Annotated in this window: 16 protein-coding genes and 1 tRNA gene; 12 read left to right on the top strand and 5 right to left on the bottom strand. The window is 67.5% G+C overall.

The genetic code is table 11. The features are described 5' to 3' along the window. Positions 1-15: 15 nt before the first annotated feature. Entirely contained in the window at positions 16-1113 is a 1098-nt protein-coding gene (locus ABRP18_RS08945) for a VIT1/CCC1 family protein (protein ID WP_058631167.1), read from the top strand. Between the two features lie 112 nt (positions 1114-1225). On the opposite strand, the gene ABRP18_RS08940 is transcribed toward ABRP18_RS08945, so the two are convergent. Continuing rightward, positions 1226-1308: transfer RNA gene (locus ABRP18_RS08940), tRNA-Leu, on the bottom strand. A 111-nt stretch (positions 1309-1419) separates the two neighbouring features. On the opposite strand from ABRP18_RS08940, the gene ABRP18_RS08935 reads away from it, so the two are divergent. Then, positions 1420-2715, top strand: a complete 1296-nt coding sequence (locus ABRP18_RS08935; protein WP_193761807.1) for a M20/M25/M40 family metallo-hydrolase — start codon at positions 1420-1422, stop codon at positions 2713-2715. A gap of 41 nt (positions 2716-2756) precedes the next feature. After that, positions 2757-3581 carry an undecaprenyl-diphosphate phosphatase gene (locus tag ABRP18_RS08930; protein WP_017830635.1) on the top strand — a complete coding sequence of 275 codons (825 nt, stop codon included), beginning with the start codon at positions 2757-2759 and terminating at the stop codon, positions 3579-3581. Positions 3582-3588: 7 nt separating this feature from the next. Here the strand turns inward: ABRP18_RS08930 and ABRP18_RS08925 are convergent, their stop codons facing one another. Continuing rightward, on the bottom strand, positions 3589-4437 hold the full coding sequence (locus ABRP18_RS08925; RefSeq protein WP_349884512.1) for a PAC2 family protein: 849 nt from the start codon (positions 4435-4437) through the stop codon (positions 3589-3591). Between the two features lie 80 nt (positions 4438-4517). Here ABRP18_RS08925 and ABRP18_RS08920 point away from each other — a divergent pair, with 80 nt between their 5' ends. Genes ABRP18_RS08920 through lnt form a run of 9 tightly spaced genes read left to right on the top strand, consistent with a single transcriptional unit; the run spans position 4518 to position 14222 of the window. Then, on the top strand, positions 4518-5210 hold the full coding sequence (locus ABRP18_RS08920; RefSeq protein ID WP_371861856.1) for an HAD family phosphatase: 693 nt from the start codon (positions 4518-4520) through the stop codon (positions 5208-5210). Further along, positions 5207-6226, top strand: coding sequence for a tRNA (adenine-N1)-methyltransferase (locus ABRP18_RS08915; RefSeq protein WP_058631169.1), 1020 nt, complete (start codon positions 5207-5209; stop codon positions 6224-6226). The genes ABRP18_RS08920 and ABRP18_RS08915 overlap by 4 nt, the downstream gene beginning before the upstream one ends. A 10-nt stretch (positions 6227-6236) precedes the next feature. After that, positions 6237-7148, top strand: coding sequence for a hypothetical protein (locus ABRP18_RS08910; RefSeq protein ID WP_282846624.1), 912 nt, complete (start codon positions 6237-6239; stop codon positions 7146-7148). Next, positions 7148-8140: a YafY family protein gene (locus tag ABRP18_RS08905; RefSeq protein ID WP_058631171.1), complete on the top strand. Its 993-nt coding sequence runs from the start codon at positions 7148-7150 to the stop codon at positions 8138-8140. Before ABRP18_RS08910 ends, ABRP18_RS08905 begins: the two co-directional genes overlap by 1 nt. Further along, positions 8137-9120 (top strand): WYL domain-containing protein, encoded by a 984-nt coding sequence (locus tag ABRP18_RS08900; RefSeq protein WP_349884511.1) that lies wholly within the window; start codon positions 8137-8139, stop codon positions 9118-9120. Before ABRP18_RS08905 ends, ABRP18_RS08900 begins: the two co-directional genes overlap by 4 nt. Positions 9121-9164: 44 nt before the next feature. Beyond that, entirely contained in the window at positions 9165-9401 is a 237-nt protein-coding gene (tatA, locus tag ABRP18_RS08895; protein ID WP_021200561.1) for a Sec-independent protein translocase subunit TatA, read from the top strand. Positions 9402-9458: 57 nt separating this feature from the next. After that, positions 9459-10217: a twin-arginine translocase subunit TatC gene (tatC, locus tag ABRP18_RS08890; protein WP_045265395.1), complete on the top strand. Its 759-nt coding sequence runs from the start codon at positions 9459-9461 to the stop codon at positions 10215-10217. Next, positions 10214-12688: an RNA helicase gene (locus ABRP18_RS08885; RefSeq protein ID WP_058631173.1), complete on the top strand. Its 2475-nt coding sequence runs from the start codon at positions 10214-10216 to the stop codon at positions 12686-12688. Before tatC ends, ABRP18_RS08885 begins: the two co-directional genes overlap by 4 nt. 1 nt (position 12689) lies before the next feature. Next, positions 12690-14222 carry an apolipoprotein N-acyltransferase gene (gene lnt / locus ABRP18_RS08880; protein ID WP_374168975.1) on the top strand — a complete coding sequence of 511 codons (1533 nt, stop codon included), beginning with the start codon at positions 12690-12692 and terminating at the stop codon, positions 14220-14222. Here lnt and ABRP18_RS08875 read toward each other — a convergent pair. The 3 genes from ABRP18_RS08875 to ABRP18_RS08865 form a co-directional block, all read right to left on the bottom strand. After that, positions 14219-14602, bottom strand: coding sequence for an RNA polymerase-binding protein RbpA (locus ABRP18_RS08875; RefSeq protein WP_021200565.1), 384 nt, complete (start codon positions 14600-14602; stop codon positions 14219-14221). The genes lnt and ABRP18_RS08875 overlap by 4 nt on opposite strands. Before the next feature lie 123 nt (positions 14603-14725). Further along, positions 14726-15502 (bottom strand): glycerophosphodiester phosphodiesterase family protein, encoded by a 777-nt coding sequence (locus tag ABRP18_RS08870; RefSeq protein ID WP_113681958.1) that lies wholly within the window; start codon positions 15500-15502, stop codon positions 14726-14728. After that, entirely contained in the window at positions 15499-16428 is a 930-nt protein-coding gene (locus ABRP18_RS08865) for an SPFH domain-containing protein (protein ID WP_046746996.1), read from the bottom strand. The genes ABRP18_RS08870 and ABRP18_RS08865 overlap by 4 nt, the downstream gene beginning before the upstream one ends. Positions 16429-16435: the final 7 nt, after the last annotated feature.

Genomic DNA, 16435 nt, shown 5'->3' with positions numbered 1-16435 from the left:
ATCTCTGGAGGATCCATGACAGCCCCCGCTGCCGCCACCCCGACCCCCGCCGATCGTCGGCGCTGGGCGCGCTACCTGGTCGAGGAGCGCGCCGAGGGCGCCGTCTATCAGAAGCTCGCTGCACGCCGAGAAGGCGAAGAGCGCGACATCCTGCTGAGCCTCGCCGATGCGGAACGTCGCCATGAGCAGCATTGGCTCGATCTCCTCGGTGAGGAACCGCGGCGTCTGCCCCGCGCCGGGGTCCGCTCGCGCCTACTCGGATGGATGGCCGGTCGTTTCGGATCGATCTTCGTGCTCGCCCTCGCACAGAGCGCTGAGGCACGGTCGCCCTACGATTCGGAGCAGTACGCCACTCCGGCCATGAGGGCAGACGAGAAGGTGCACTACGAGGTCGTGCGCGGACTCGCTGCGCGTGGTCGCAGGCGGTTGTCCGGTTCGTTCCGCGCGGCCGTGTTCGGCGCCAATGACGGCCTGGTGAGCAACCTCGCGCTGGTGCTCGGGATCGGCGCGACGGGCGTGAGCTCCGGCTTCGTGCTTTTCAGCGGGATCGCCGGTCTCCTGGCCGGCGCACTGTCGATGGGAGCAGGCGAGTTCGTCTCGGTACGTTCCCAGCGCGAACTGCTCGCGGCGACGGAGGCCAACGAGGACGCACACGCATCAGCGGGAGATCTCGACATCGACGAGAACGAGCTGGCTCTCGTCTACCGTGCCCGCGGCATGGAGCAGGAGGAATCCCTCGCGCGGGCACGCCGCATCGTGAAGGCGGCGCAGGCCGGCGTGCGTCAGGCGGCGACCGGTCCCGTGGACATCCAGCGCGGCGATGATCACGAGATCGTCGGCAGCGACTGGACGGCGGCCATCTCCAGCTTCCTCCTGTTCGCCTCCGGGGCGATCATCCCCGTGCTGCCGTGGATCTTCGGGCTTCAGGGCACCACGGCGATCATCGTCGCCCTCGTGCTCGTCGGCATCGCCCTCCTGAGCACAGGCGCGATGGTGGGAGTGCTGTCCGGGGGCCCGCCCCTTCGTCGAGCACTCCGCCAGCTCGCCATCGGGTTCGGGGCTGCCGCGATCACCTACGCGCTCGGTGTGCTGTTCGGCGTCGGCGCGGCCTGAACGATCCGCGATCCGGCGGGCGCTGCGTCCCCGCCGGATCGCGGAAGACGAACCGCATCGCGGAACGCGAAGAAGGCCCCGGATCCTGGGATCCGGGGCCTTCTTCTTCCTGTGCGCGGAGGGGGACTTGAACCCCCACGCCCTTACGGGCACTACGACCTCAACGTAGCGCGTCTACCATTCCGCCACCCGCGCAGGTTTTGGATGATCGTTGCCGACCGAAGAATGACATTACCATGTCCTCCGCGGCCTCTCGAACCGAGGCGCACGCCCGGGCGTGGCGCGACGTTTCGATAGCCTGGACCCATGACTGATCCGTCCCTCCCGGAGGTCGTGCGCATCGCGAGCGACCTGATCCGCTTCGACACCTCTAACTTCGGCGGCGGCAACGCGAAGGGCGAGCGGGAAGCCGCGGAGTATGTCGGGGCCTACCTGGAGGGGCTCGGACTCGAGGTCGAGTACTACGAGCCGATCCCGCGCCGCACGAACGTCATGGCACGAGTGGCGGGACGCGACAGGGAGAAGCCCGCACTCGTCGTGCACGGGCACCTCGATGTGGTCCCGGCCATGGCCGAGGATTGGAGCGTCGACCCGTTCGCCGGATTGGTGCAGGACGGGATGCTCTGGGGCCGTGGGGCCGTGGACATGAAGAACATGAACGCGATGATCCTCACCTCGGTCGCCGAGATCCTGCGTGCGGGTGAGCAGCCGGAGCGCGACCTCGTTCTCGCGTTCTTCGCCGACGAGGAGAACGGCGGGGTCGAGGGGTCGGCGCTCGTCGTGCAGAACCGCCCGGAATGGTTCGAGGGTGCCGCGGCCGCTATCAGCGAGGTCGGCGGCTACTCGATCACGGTCGACGACCGCCGCGCCTATCTGCTGCAGGTGGGGGAGAAGGCCCTGATCTGGATCCGTTTGGTGGCGAAGGGACGAGCGGGACACGGCAGCCGCCTGCACGACGACAACGCGGTCACGAAGCTCGCTGAGGCCGTCGCGGCGATCGGACGCACCCGGTGGCCGATCCGCCTGACTCCGACCACCAGAGCGCTGCTCGAGGGGCTGAGCACGCTGTCAGGTCGCAGCGCGGACGACCCTGACGCTCTCGCCGCAGCCGCAGGGCCGGCCGAGGCCTTCCTCCGCTCCTCGTTCCGCACCACCACGAACCCGACGGCGCTGACCGCGGGGTACAAGCACAACGTCATCCCGGAGCGGGCGGAGGCGCTCATCGACGTGCGAGTGATCCCCGGCACCGAGGACGAGGTCCTGGCCGAGCTCCAGCAGATCGTCGGAGACGAGATCGTCATCGAGACGGTCGTCCGTGACATCGGTATGGAGACGCCCTTCGAAGGGGATCTCGTCGAGGCGATGGTCGCCAGCATCGGTCGTCATGACCCCGGGGTTCCGGTGATCCCGTATCTGCTCGGTGCCGGTACCGACAACAAGGCGTTGGCGTACCTCGGGATCACGGGCTACGGCTTCGCACCTCTCAGGCTCCCGGCCGACCTCGACTTCACAGGCATGTTCCACGGAGTCGACGAGCGAGTACCCGTAGAATCGCTTGTCTTCGGCCAGCGGGTGCTGACCGATCTGCTGCGCACGTACTGAGCGCCGCGCGCTCCGTGCCTCCTCCGACCTGAAAGCCCTCCATGCACCTGCTCGAAGCACTGATCCTCGGCGTCGTCCAGGGACTCACCGAGTTCCTCCCGATCTCCTCCAGCGCACACCTGCGCATCCTCGGGACGTTCCTCCCCTCCGGTGAGGACCCGGGCGCGGCGTTCACCGCGATCACCCAGATCGGCACCGAGGCCGCAGTCGTCGTGTTCTTCTGGCGAGACATCGTACGCATCGTGACCCAGTGGTTCCGCTCCCTCGTGGGGAAAGCGCCTCGCAACGATCCGGACGCGAGGATGGGCTGGTTGATCATCATCGGCAGCATCCCGATCGTGGTGCTCGGGCTGCTCTTCCAGGATCAGATCGAGACCGTGTTGCGCTCGATGTGGATCGTCGCGGTCATGCTGATCGTCTTCGGAATCCTGCTCGGTGTGGCCGATTACGTGGGGGCGAAGCGCCGCAAGCTCGACGATCTGACCTACCCGCACGGCATCGCATTCGGTTTCGCGCAGGCGCTGGCCCTGATTCCCGGCGTCTCCCGTTCGGGCGGAACCATCACCATGGGCCTGTTCCTGGGCTACGAGCGCGCCGCGGCTGCGCGTTATGCGTTCTTGCTGGCGATCCCTGCGGTGTTCGGCAGCGGCTTCTACCAGGTGTTCAAGAGCTGGGACGAGCCCTCGTTCTTCTCCTTCGGCGACACCCTCGCCGCGACCGGCATCGCGTTCGTCGTCGCGCTCGGCGTGATCGCGTTCTTCATGAACTGGATCTCGAAGCGCAGCTTCCTGCCGTTCGTGATCTACCGCATCCTGCTCGGAACCGTGCTGCTCGTGCTGCTCGGCACCGGCGTGATCGCAGCCTGAGCGCGAATCAGCGCTTGCGGTCTCCCGGACCGTCGTCCCGTCGACGGAGGTAGCGCTCGAAGGCCTGCGCGATCGCGTCTCCGGACGCCTCGGGGGAGTCCCACGTGTCGCGCGTGCGCTCGAGCTGGCGGATGTACTCCGCCATGTCCTCATCCTCGGAAGCGGCGGCGTCGATGGACGCCTCCCACGCGGCAGCCTCCGTCCGCAGCGCCTGACGGTCGACATCGACGCCGGTGAGTTCCTCGAGCCGGTCCAGCAGCGCGAGGGTCACCTTCGGCGAGGGAGTCGCCGAAGCGACGTAGTGCGGCACACTCGCCCACAGGCTCGCTGTGGGGATTCCCGCATTCTCGGCGAAGTGCTCGAACACCGTGAGGATTCCCACCGGGCCCTCGTACATCGATCGTTCCAGGGCGTGCGCCTCGCGCACCTGCTCGTTCTGGCTGGAGGCGAAGATCGATATCGGTCGGGTGTGCGGCACGTCGGAGAGCATCGCACCGAGGGTCACCAGCCCGGTGATGTCGTCACGCAACGCGACGTCGATGAACTCGGAGGCGAACGCCTGCCACGTGCGCGCGGGCTCGGCGCCGGTGAGCAGCCAGATCTCGGGACCGGGCGCGGGATCGCGCGGCCGCCACAGTCCTGCTTCCGGCCAGGTCAGCTGGCGTCGTCCCTCGGCGTCCATGCGTGTCGATGGGCGCGTGTACTGGTAGTCGAAGTACAGCTCGGGGTCGACGGAATGCACGAGGTCGTACTCCGAGGATCTCCGCAGTGCCTCGATGGCGCCGCTCGCTGCTTCACCCGCATCGTTCCAGCCGTCGAAGGCGGCGATGACGATGCGCGGACCGAGAACATCCATCGAGGCTCCCTTCGAGATGGCGGTCGTGATCCTTCCAGGCTAGTCCGCGGAGGCGGGATGCGGGCGGCACCACGGCTAGCATGGGTTCAGTGAGCAGAAAGCCCAGCGCGGTCCTGTGGGACATGGATGGAACACTCGTCGACACCGAACCGTATTGGATGGCGGCCGAGACGGCGCTCGTCCAGTCGTTCGGAGGCTCCTGGACCCATGAGGATGCACTTCAGCTCGTGGGAAGCGGCCTGATCGACAGCGCGGTCATCCTGCAGAACGCCGGAGTCGCCATGGAAGCCGAGGCGATCGTCTCGCATCTCACCGACGTCGTGCAGGAGTCGCTGCGCACCCAGGGCGTCCCGTTCCGCCCCGGTGCGCGCGAACTGCTCCGCGACCTCCGCGACGCGGGGATCCCGACAGGGCTGGTGACGATGTCGTTGCGCCGCATGGCCCTCAACGTGGTCGACCTGATCGAGTTCGACGCGTTCGACATCGTGGTCGCGGGCGACGACGTGGACAACCCCAAGCCGCATCCCGAGCCTTACCTGCAGGCAGCGGCTCTTCTGGACGTCGACATCGCCGAGGTGATCGTCATCGAGGACTCGCCGACCGGGGTGCGAGCGGGCCTCGCCTCGGGCGCGCTCACCCTCGCAGTCCCGCACATCGTGCCTCTCGACCACCTCGGCGCTCACGAGCTGTGGGACACGCTGGACGGCCGAGGCGCGGTGGACCTGACCGATCTCTACGACAGCCGCGCAACCGCGACAGGAGCCGCCCGATGACCGAAGCCAGCCCGAACCGGCCGAGTGGCCCCTTCCGCGCCGGCGACCGCGTGCAGCTCACCGGCCCCAAGGGGCGCCTGCACACCGTGACGCTCCGCGAGGACGGCGAGCTGCACACGCATCAGGGCGTGCTCCGCCACCGCGACCTCATCGGACTTCCCGACGGCTCCGTCGTGGCGAACAGCTCGGGGCACGACTACCTGGCGCTGCGTCCGTTGCTGCGCGATTTCGCGATGTCGATGCCGCGCGGAGCGGCGATCGTGTACCCGAAGGACGCGGCGCAGATCGTGATGCAGGCCGACATCTTCCCCGGCTCGGTCGTGGTCGAGGCGGGTGTCGGCTCCGGCGCTCTCTCCCTTTCCCTCCTGCGAGCCGTGGGACCGGCGGGAACGCTGATCTCCTTCGAACGCCGCGAGGACTTCGCCGATGTCGCCCGCGGCAATGTGGAGACGTTCTTCGGGGAGCGCCCTGACACCTGGCGCGTCGTGGTCGGCGATCTCGTGGAATCCCTTCCCCGCGAGGTGACGCCGGCCTCCGTCGATCGGGTGGTGCTCGACATGCTCGCTCCGTGGGAGTGCATGGACGCCGTCGCCGATGCGCTGACCCCCGGTGGCGTCGTGCTCTGCTACGTGGCGACAGCCACTCAGCTCTCCCGTGTGGCGGAGTACATCCGCGCCACGGGTCTCTTCACCGAACCCGATGCCTCCGAGACGATGGTTCGCGGCTGGCATGTGGAGGGCCTCGCCGTGCGGCCTGATCACCGCATGGTCGCGCACACCGGCTTCCTGCTCACCGCGCGCAGGCTCGCGCCGGGTGCGGTCGCCCCCTCCGTGAAGCGACGGGCATCCAAGAGCAGCTATGGCGATGAGGACGTGGAGGCGTGGACCCCCGGTGCCGTGGGCGACCGCGAGATCAGCGACAAGAATCTCCGCAAGCGCGCACGGGAGGCGGAGAAGGCTGCGGAAGGCGCGCGCCTTGCCGCCGCATCGCGCGATTCCGGGCACGCGACGGAATAGACTGGAGCGCGTGCGTAAAACGTCCGCCGTTCTGGCCTCCCTCAGCCTCGCCGTCCTCGCCCTGACGGGCTGCACCGCGACCGCATCCGACGGTGTCGCCGCCTGTGATCGCGGTGGTGACGACAAGATCCTGAACGTCGCCGACGTGAGCGGTGACCTCGGTTCGCTGCCCGACGTCGAGGTCTTCGGGCCCGTCAAGTCCGACAAGACGGCCTTCGCCGATGTGACGGTCGGCGATGGCCTCGCGCTGGGCTCGAAGTTCCAGCCCGTGGTGCTCGATATCGCCTTCTACGGCGGCGACAGCGGCGAGAAGCTCTACCAGTCCGAGTTCAACGGCGACCAGAGCCGCGTGCACAGCATCGACTACTGGGCGCAGCGCTCTGCCGGTCTGTCCGATGTGCTGGAGTGCGCGACCGAGGGCAGTCGCGTCCTCGCCGTGCTCACCCCGGAGGACTTCGGCGAGCAGAACGTCCAGGCGTTCGGACTCGACAAGGGGGAGAACATCGTGGCGGTCATCGACGTGCTCGATGTGATGCCGGCGAAGGCATCCGGCGCGTTGCAGTTCAATGACGCGCGAGGACTCCCCACCGTGGTGCGCGCTCCCGACGGCACGCCGGGCGTCATCATCCCCGACGTTCCCGCCCCCAAGGAGATCACCACGCAGACGCTGATCAAGGGCGACGGTCCGAAGGTGAAGAAGGACGACATCGTCGTCACCAACATCATGGGCGTCGGTTGGGACGACAAGAAGGTCACCACGAGCTCCTGGGGTGCCGATGCCAGCGTCAGCGTGGCTGCCGAACAGCTCGTCGGAGCCACGGTCGGATCCCAGCTCCTCGTCGTCTTCCCCGCCGCCGAGAACGCTCCGGCCACTGCGGTCGTCGTCGACATCCTGGGCGCAGTGACGGCGCCCACGCCGTGATGGCAGCCCGGATCCCCGCGGAGGAGCGTCTGACGAATCTCGTCGTGGCGCTGATGGCCACGGAGATCGGGTTGACCAAGCAGCAGATCCTCGACAACGTCTCCGGCTACCGGCAGCGCGCCGAGGCCGGTACCCGGTCGGATGCGCTCGAGAAGATGTTCGAGCGCGACAAGGACGAGTTGCGCTCACTCGGCGTGCCCATCGAGACCATCGGGGACGCCGCGGATCCGAACGATCTCCGCGAGGCGCGCTATCGCATCCCGCAGGCGGAGTACGACCTCCCCAGCGACATCGAGTTCTCGCCGGCCGAGCTCGCGGTGCTACAGCTCGCAGGAAGCGTCTGGAGCTCCGAATCGGTCTCCGGGGACGCGCAGTCCGGCGTCCGCAAGATTCGCGCCCTCGGCATCGACGGCGACGAGCCGATCATCGGGTTCGCGCCGCGCATCACCGCGCGCGATGCGGCGTTCTCGCCTCTGCAGGATGCGATCGAGCGGTGCAGGGTGGTCACGTTCGAGTACTTGAAGCCCGGAGAGGATGCGCCGCGCCGCCGCCGTATCCGGCCGCTGGCTCTGGTCGACTACGAGGCACGGTGGCATGTCTACGGCATCGACGTCGATGTGGAGGAGGACCGCACCTTCCTGCTCAGCCGGATCGTCGGGGACGTACGCATGACTCCCCAGAGCTTCGATCCGGTGCTGCGCGACGGCGCAGGAGATCGCGCACTCGCCGGGCTGGAGCGCGTCGCCGCCGAGAACTCGGCCCTTCTGGAGGTCACCCCCGGCACGGAGGCGGCGTTGCGGCTGGGACGACGCGCCTCGCCGGCCACGCAGGGCATCAACGTGCCCTTCGTCGACCTGCACATCCTCGCCGACGAGCTCGCCTCGTACGGACCGGAAGTACGAGTGGTCGACCCGGCACCCTTGCGGGAAGCCGTGATCTCGCGGCTGCGTGCCGTCGTGAACGCCCACTCCGGAGCGGAGGAGACGAAGTGAGCGCGAGCTCGAAGCCCCTGCTCGCCGCCGATCGCGTGCGCCTGTATCTCACACTGGTTCCCTATCTCCTGGAGCACGGACAGGTCTCTCTCGAGGAGGCGGCCGCGGAGTTCGCCGTCACGCCGCAGGAGATGCGCGGGATGGTGGAGAAGCTCACCGTGATCGGTCTCCCCGGAGAAGCGGGGTACTGGCAGCAGCCGCAGGAGATGTTCGACATCAACTGGGACCTCCTCGATCTGGAAGACGTGATCGAGATCACGAACGATGTGGCTCTACGCCGCGTCCCGCGCTTCACCGCTCGCGAGGCTGCGGCGCTGCTCGCAGGGCTCCAGATGGTCGCGGCGGTCCCGGCCGTCTCGGACTCGGGTCTCGTCGCCGGACTGATCTCCAAGCTGTCCCGTGGCGCGGCGGACGCGCCCGCCGATGTCGTCGTCGCCCCCAGTGCCGTCGACGAGGTGCGCGAGGCGGTGGCCCGCGGACTGCATGAGGGCGTCGCGATCGCGTTCACGTATCAGGCTCCCGACGCCGCGCCGACCACTCGCACCGTGGATCCGATGCAGATCCTCATCACCAACGGTCAGTGGTACCTCCAGGGGTGGTGCCATCTGCGCAAGGCCATGCGCACTTTCCACCTCGACCGGGTCAGCGCGCCGGCGCTCACCGACATCCCGATCACGCATCAGGGAGATCACGTCCCCGAAGCCTTCGCAGGGCTCGAGGAGGAACGGACCGTCACGGTGCGGGTGCCGGAGAGGCTGGCTCCTCTGCTCGGCGGATTCGTGCCCACCGGAACCACCGACGCGGTGGACGGTACGGTCACAGCGCCGCTGCACCTCGCGGACCCGCGGGGTATCAAGCGGCTCGCTGCGCGCTTCGGCGGGGCGATGGAGGTGCTGGAGCCCGCGCTGGGCCGTACGGCGACGAGGGAGTGGGCTGCTGCGGGACTCGCGCTCTATCACCAGCCCGAAGCAGAGGTTTGATCTGTAGACTGGATCGAACGCTCACCGACGACGGGAAACCTGACATGTTCGCTGGAATGCAAGGCTGGCACCTGCTGATTGTGCTCGCCGTGATCCTCCTCCTGTTCGGTGCGGCCAAGTTGCCGGCTCTCGCGAAGAGCATGGGCCAGTCGGCTCGCGTGTTCAAGGGCGAGATGAAGGCCATGAAGGACGACGACGCCGCTCGCACCGACTCCGCAGCCGCCGAGCCGACCACGGTGAAGGACTCGGGCATCGACCCTGAGACCCCGCCCCGCGCCTGACCGGCCGTGGCAGCCATCGAACCGACCGTGATGCCGAAGGCGGATCGGGATCGACGGATGTCGCTCGGCGCGCATCTCGTCGAACTGCGCAAGCGCCTCATGTTCGCTGCGCTCGCCCTGCTCGTCGGAATGGTGATCGCCTTCCTCATCGCCGATCCGATCATCAACTTCATCACCGAACCGGTCCGCATCATCGCCGAGAAGCGCGGAGACGATTTCAGCGCGCTCAACTTCGGCACCGTCACGGCCGCGTTCGACATGCGCATGCGCATCGCGTTCTCGATCGGCATCTTCCTGTCCGCACCCGTGTGGCTGTGGCAGATCTGGGCGTTCATCATGCCCGGACTCACGCGCAAAGAGGTCAGGTACACCGTCGGCTTCGTGGTCGCCGCCGTTCCGCTGTTCTTCGCCGGCTGCTACCTCGGCGTCATGATCATGCCGCACATCATCGAGCTGATGTGGAGCTTCACCCCGGCAGGCGCGACGAACCTGTACTCGGCGCAGGAGTATTACGACTTCATCTTCAAGCTGATGATCGTGATCGGCATCTCCTTCGTGCTCCCGGTGTTCCTCGTCGCCCTCAACCTCGCAGGTGTGATGTCCGGACGGGCGATCCTCAAGGGATGGCGCGTCGCGATCATCATCGCGACGGTCTTCGCCGCGCTCGCGACACCCGCGGCAGACGTCGTCAGCATGCTGATGCTGGCCGGCATCCTCATCGTGCTGTTCTTCGCCGCTGCCGGTCTCTCGCTCATCTTCGACCGGCGCAAGCGCAAGCGTGACGAGGCATCAGGGCTTCTGCCGGATCCGGCATGAGCTCGCCTTCGGAGAAGTACGCTCGCGCGCGGGAAGCGGGGGAGCATCCGCAGTCAACGGCGTTCGCGGCGCTGCAGAAGTTCGATCTCGACCCGTTCCAGGTCGCGGGCTGTCATGCACTCGAGGGTGGACGAAGCGTGTTGGTCGCTGCTCCGACAGGTGCAGGCAAGACGATCGTCGGCGAGTTCGCGATCCATCTCGCGATGCAGACATCGAGCGACAAGGCCTTCTACACGACGCCGATGAAGGCACTGTCGAACCAGAAGTTCCGCGAGCTGGTCGACGTCTACGGGGCCGATCAGGTGGGCCTGCTCACCGGCGACACCAACATCAACGGCAATGCGCGGATCGTCGTCATGACGACAGAGGTCCTGCGCAACATGATCTACGCCGACTCGGCGGCGCTGAGGGATCTGCGCTACGTGGTCATGGACGAGGTGCACTACCTCGCTGACCGATTCCGTGGAGCGGTCTGGGAAGAGGTCATCATCCACCTCCCCGCCCGCGTCCGCCTGGTGTCGTTGAGCGCGACGGTGTCGAACGCGGAGGAGTTCGGCGACTGGCTGGACACGGTGCGCGGCGATACCGAGGTCATCGTCTCCGAGATCCGTCCCGTGCCGCTCGAACAGCACGTCCTCGTCCGTGACGACCTGCTGCCGCTGTTCGACGATCGGGCGGGTCTGGCCACCGCGCAGGTCAACCAGGAGCTCATGCGGATCCGCTCCGCGACGGGCACGACATACGAGAACAACCGGCAGGCACAGTCGTACCGCAGCGACCGCCATGCCGGACGTCAGGCGAAGCGTCCGCCGCGCGGGGGACGACGTCCGGTCCGTGCTGCCAACGCGCGCCGCATCGAGCGAATGGATCGGCCCGACGTCGTCCGTCTGCTCGAACGCGCGAATCTGCTCCCTGCCATCTTCTTCATCTTCAGCCGCGTGGGGTGCGATGCCGCGGTGCAGCAGGTGCGCCGCTCCGGTATCAGGCTCACGTCAAACGAGGAGCGCGCGGAGATCCGCGCCATCGTCGAGGAGCGCACGCGGACCCTCCAGGACGAAGACCTCGGTGTGCTCGGCTACTGGGAATGGCTCGACAACCTCGAACGCGGAATCGCCTCGCACCACGCGGGCTTGCTGCCCGCTTTCAAGGAGGTCGTCGAGGAGCTCTATCAGCGCAAGCTCGTGAAGGTGGTCTTCGCCACCGAGACGCTCGCCCTCGGCATCAACATGCCGGCGCGCACCGTCGTCCTCGAGAAGATGGAGAAGTTCAACGGCGAGGCCCGCGTCGCCATCACCTCGGGGGAGTACACCCAGCTCACCGGTCGCGCAGGGCGTCGCGGCATCGACGTCGAGGGCCACGCCGTCGTGCAGTGGACCGAGGGCATGGATCCGCAGGCGGTCGCCGCACTCGCGTCCCGGCGCACGTATCCGTTGAACTCCAGCTTCCGCCCGACCTACAACATGGCCGTGAACCTGATCGACATGTTCGGCAAGCCCAGGGCGCGGCAGATCCTGGAATCGTCGTTCGCGCAGTTCCAAGCAGATCGGGCCGTCGTCGGGCTCGCACGCCAGGTGCGCGAGGCCGAGGAGTCGTTGGCCGGTTACCAGAGCGCGATGGCCTGTGAGCACGGGGACTACCCCGAGTACGCGGCCATCCGGCGCGAACTGAGCGACCTCGAGAAGAAGAACCGGCAGGACTCGAACGCCCCTCGCGCTTCACGCGACAAGCGGATGAAGCGAATCCAGTCGTTGCGCACGCAGATGCAGCGGCACCCGTGCCATCGTTGTCCGGATCGCGAAGCTCACGCGCGGTGGGCGGAGCGGTATTGGAAGCTCAAGCGCCAGACCGATCGGATCCGCCGTCAGATCGAGACGCGCACCGGCACGGTCGCACGCGTCTTCGACCGCGTGGTCGAGGTACTGGAGACGCTCGACTACCTCACCGAAGTCGACGGAGAGACGGCGCTGACCGAAGCGGGACGCACCATGCGTCGCATCTACGGCGAGCGGGATCTGCTCGTCGCGGAGTCGCTCCGTCAGGGACTGTGGGCGGGGCTGGATGCTCCTTCACTCGCGGCGATGGCGTGCTGCCTCGTCTATGAGCCTCGCCGTGACGAGGCGAATTCGGGGGAGCGGGGTCTGCCCCGAGGCGCCTTCCGGGCCGCATACGAGAAGACGACGACGCTCTGGGCCGAGCTCGACGATCTGGAGCAGGATCACCACCTGCCCGGGAGTGAGCCGCTGGCGGCAGGGCTGGCCGGGGCGATGCACTCCTGGGCCCGCGGCGGCATGCTCGACCGCGTCCTGATCGACGCCGACATGGCTGCGGGAGACTTCGTGCGCTGGGCCAAGCAAACGATCGATCTGCTCGATCAGCTCTCCATCGTCGCGGAAGATGCCGCACTCGCACGAACGGCACGGGCCGCGCTCGATGGCGTGCGCCGCGGCATCGTCGCCTACTCGTCGATGTGAGATGGACGGAATGACCTCGAAAACCGCGCCACGACGCGCCCTCCTGCCCCTCTGGGCTGCTGTGCTCGCCGCCGGACTGGCCGCCCTGGTGATGAATCTGGCGTATCCGGAGGCTGCGATCTGGATCCTCGCCTTCCCAGCGACAGCTCTTCTGCTGCTCGCGCTGATAGGACGACGGTTCGGGGGTGCGCTGCTCGTCGGGCTGGTCTACGGCATCCTGTTCTTCGGGCTCCTGGTCTCCTGGACATCGCGATACCTCGGCCCCATCCCGTGGGCCGCCCTGAGCGTCGTCGAGGGCGTGCTGACGGCGATCGCCCTCATCCCGATTGCGCTCGCCTATCGCTGGCTCCCGAAAGCCTTCCCCGGGACAGCGGGGCGCCTTCTGGGGCTCCCGACGGTCGTCGCGGCCCTCTGGGTCGGCCGCGAGCTGTTCGTCGGCTCCTGGCCCTACGGCGGCTTCCCTTGGGCACGTATCGGCATGAGTCAGGCCGAGAGTCCCCTCGCGTCCGTCTCCTCCTGGGTCGGCGTGAGCGGGCTCAGCTTCCTCATGGTGCTCGTCGTGGCGATGCTGATCGAAGTCGTGCGGCTGCGCGCATGGCGCCGGCCCTTGCGGCTGATCGCGCCGGCAGCCCTCGTGGTGGTGCTGCTGTTCACCCCGCTCTTCCCGACCGCGACCAGCGGCTCGATGCGGATCGCCGCCGTGCAGGGGAACGGCCCGACGGGGTACTTCGACGATCGCGAGCCGTTCGCGGTGATCCAGGCGCAGACAGAGGCGACCGCCCCTCTTTACGGCGAAGACGTCGATCTGCTGGTCTGGCCGGAAGGGTCATTGGACGCGGACCCTTTTCAGAGCGATGCGCTGGCGCGGCGGATGACCCTCATCGCGAACCGGATCGACGCACCGCTCCTCGCCAACGCGCCAACAGGTCGTGACGACCGCTTCTTCAACACCTCGATGCTCTGGAACCTCGATGGCACCGCGAGGCAGCTGCACGACAAACGGCACCCCGTCCCCTTCGGCGAGTACGTGCCGGATCGCCCGTTCTTCAACGCGCTCGCCCCGGAGCTGATCGGTCTCATCCAACGGGAGTACACGCCGGGTTCGAACCCTCCGATCGTCGACGTCGACGGGGTCCGCGTCGGTCTCGCCATCTGCTTCGATGTGATCTACGACGATGTGATCTGGCAGGGCCTGAACGCGGGGGCAGAGGTGCTGGTGTTCCAGACGAACAATGCCGACTTCCGTGGCACGGACGAGAACCTGCAGCAGCTGGCCTTTGCACGCATGAGGGCCATCGAGACCGGCAGAAGCGTGGTGAACGTCTCGACCGTCGGCACGAGCCAGGTCATCCGTGCTGACGGCTCCACGGTCACGAGCCTGGACGCAGATGAGGCCGGAGCCATGCTCGAGGATGTCGAGCTGCGCTCCGGCCTCACGGCTGGTGTGGTGCTGGGCCCCTGGATCCAGGCAGTCGTGCTGTGGGGCGGTCTCGGCGCGCTCCTCGTCGGGTGGTGGCGCGCCAGGAGGCGCTAGGCGCCGATCTTCTCGCGGGTCGGGTCTTCTCCGGCACCGCGGCGGGCCCGGATGAAGGCGAGGCGCTCTTCCAGCAGCTCCTCGAGCTCGGCGCGCGTACGGCGCTCCAGCAGCATGTCCCAGTGGGTGCGGGCGGCCTTCTCGTCGCTCGCCTCGAGCGTGACGGCCTGGCCGTCGACGTTCAGTCGAGCCTCGGCACCGCAGGCGCGGCACTCCCAGGTCTGGGGCGGCTCGGCGTCCGCCGCGAACATCAGGTTCGTGACGTGGCCGCATGTGTCACAGGTGTAGGTGGTCTCACGGCGCTCCATGAAAACGACGCCCTCTTCGCTCTGTAGGCTCTGGGCGCCGAGTCGGATGCCGCGCAGGCTGCGATCTGCCATTGTGTGGTCCTCTCGTCGCTGTCAGGTATAACGCTCCAGCCTGTGGGCTTCATCCACGCGGGCGAGTTCTCGGCGGAACTCACAGGTTAATCCCAGCGGAGGAGGTTATGAGGCGGGTCGCCCCTAACGCGGGGCGAGAGTCTTCAGGGCGAGATCAGCGCGGTCCGACACGATGCCGTCGACACCGAGGTCGATGAGACGGCGCATGTCTGCGGCCTCGTTGACGGTCCAGATGTGCACCTCCACCCCGTGCCGGTGCGAGGCCTGAAGAAGAGCAGGAGTCAGCACCGTCAGCGCGCGGTGGCGCTCCGGGATCTGCAGAGCATCGATGCCGCGAAGGATGCGCGCGGGGGAGAGGCGGAGTGCCGAGAGCGCGCGCAGGGAGGCGATCGTCGCGCTGCCTCCGGACGTGGCCGGACGAAGCGCCGCCCCTGCCCGCAACACGGACGCCACCGTTCCCCGTCGATTGGCGTCGGAGAAGCTCGTCACGAGCACCCGGTGCGTGTCGTCGACCAGGATCTTCCCGAGAGGCTCGACAGCGGACGACGTCTTCACGTCGATGTTGAACCGCACGTCCGGGAAGGAATCGAGTGCTTCTGCGACGGTCAGCAGGCCCCCGTGCTCCTCGAACAGGGTGCGCAGCTCACGTGTACTCACCTCACCGACGGGCCGGGGGTCGCCGGTGAGTCGTGCGATGTCGTCATCGTGGAAGAGCACCACGTCGCCGCTCGCTGTGACCTGACAATCGGTCTCGATGTACTCGACGCCGGCGGCATGGGCGGCCGCGAAAGCCCCGGCGGAGTTCTCCCAGACGCCGGAGTCCTCGCCCGCCGCGGTGATCAGACCACGGTGGGCGAGGACTCGGGGATTCCGCGTCTTCGAGAAGTACGGGTGCGTCACGCGCCGGGAAGCGTGTTCGACGGGCCCTGGCCGGGCTTCGGCGTGAACGCGCTGCCGATGCCCTTGAGCGCCTCGGTGAGTTCGCTGGGGATGATCCAGAGCTTGTTGGACTGCCCCTCACTGATCTTCGGAAGCATCTGCAGGTACTGGTAGGCCAGAAGCTTGTCGTCCGGCTCGCCCTGGTGGATGGCGCTGAAGACGTTCTGGATGGCCTCGGCCTCACCCTGGGCGCGCAGCACTGCGGCTTGCTTGTCACCTTCCGCGCGGAGGATCTCCGCCTGCCGCGCACCCTCGGCTTCGAGGATCGCGGACTGCTTGGTCCCCTCAGCGGTCAGGATCGCGGCGCGGCGGTCACGCTCGGCTCGCATCTGCTTCTCCATCGAGTCCTGGATCGAGATGGGCGGGTCGATGGCCTTGAGCTCGACCCGGCCGACGCGGATGCCCCACTTGCCTGTCGCCTCGTCGAGGACGACTCGCAGTTGACCGTTGATGTTGTCACGGCTCGTGAGCGCTTCCTCGAGGTTGAGGCCACCGACCACGTTTCGAAGCGTGGTGGTCGTCAGCTGCTCGACGGCGCCCAGGTAGTTCGCGATCTCGTAGGTCGCCGCACGCGCGTCGGTCACCTGGAAGTAGACGACGGTGTCGATCGAGACCACGAGGTTGTCCTCGGTGATCACCGGCTGCGGCGGGAAGGACACGACCTGCTCGCGCATGTCGATCAGAGGCCGCAGCCTGTCGATGAACGGCACGAGCACGTTGAGGCCCGGCGTCAGTGTCTTGTGATAGCGCCCGAGACGCTCGACCACCCCGGCCGTGGCCTGCGGGATGATGCGGATCGCTCGCGCGACGGTGACCACCACGAAGATGATCACGGCGATCACGAGGATCCACAGGATCGCTGTGGGGATGAACGATGCGTCGTTCACGGGGTTC

Source organism: Microbacterium sp. WHRI 7836, from assembly GCF_040223885.2.
GTDB classification, from domain to species: Bacteria; Actinomycetota; Actinomycetes; order Actinomycetales; family Microbacteriaceae; genus Microbacterium; species Microbacterium oxydans.
Note: the sequence above shows the minus strand (reverse complement) of the source record. Positions and strands in the feature narration are given on the sequence as shown.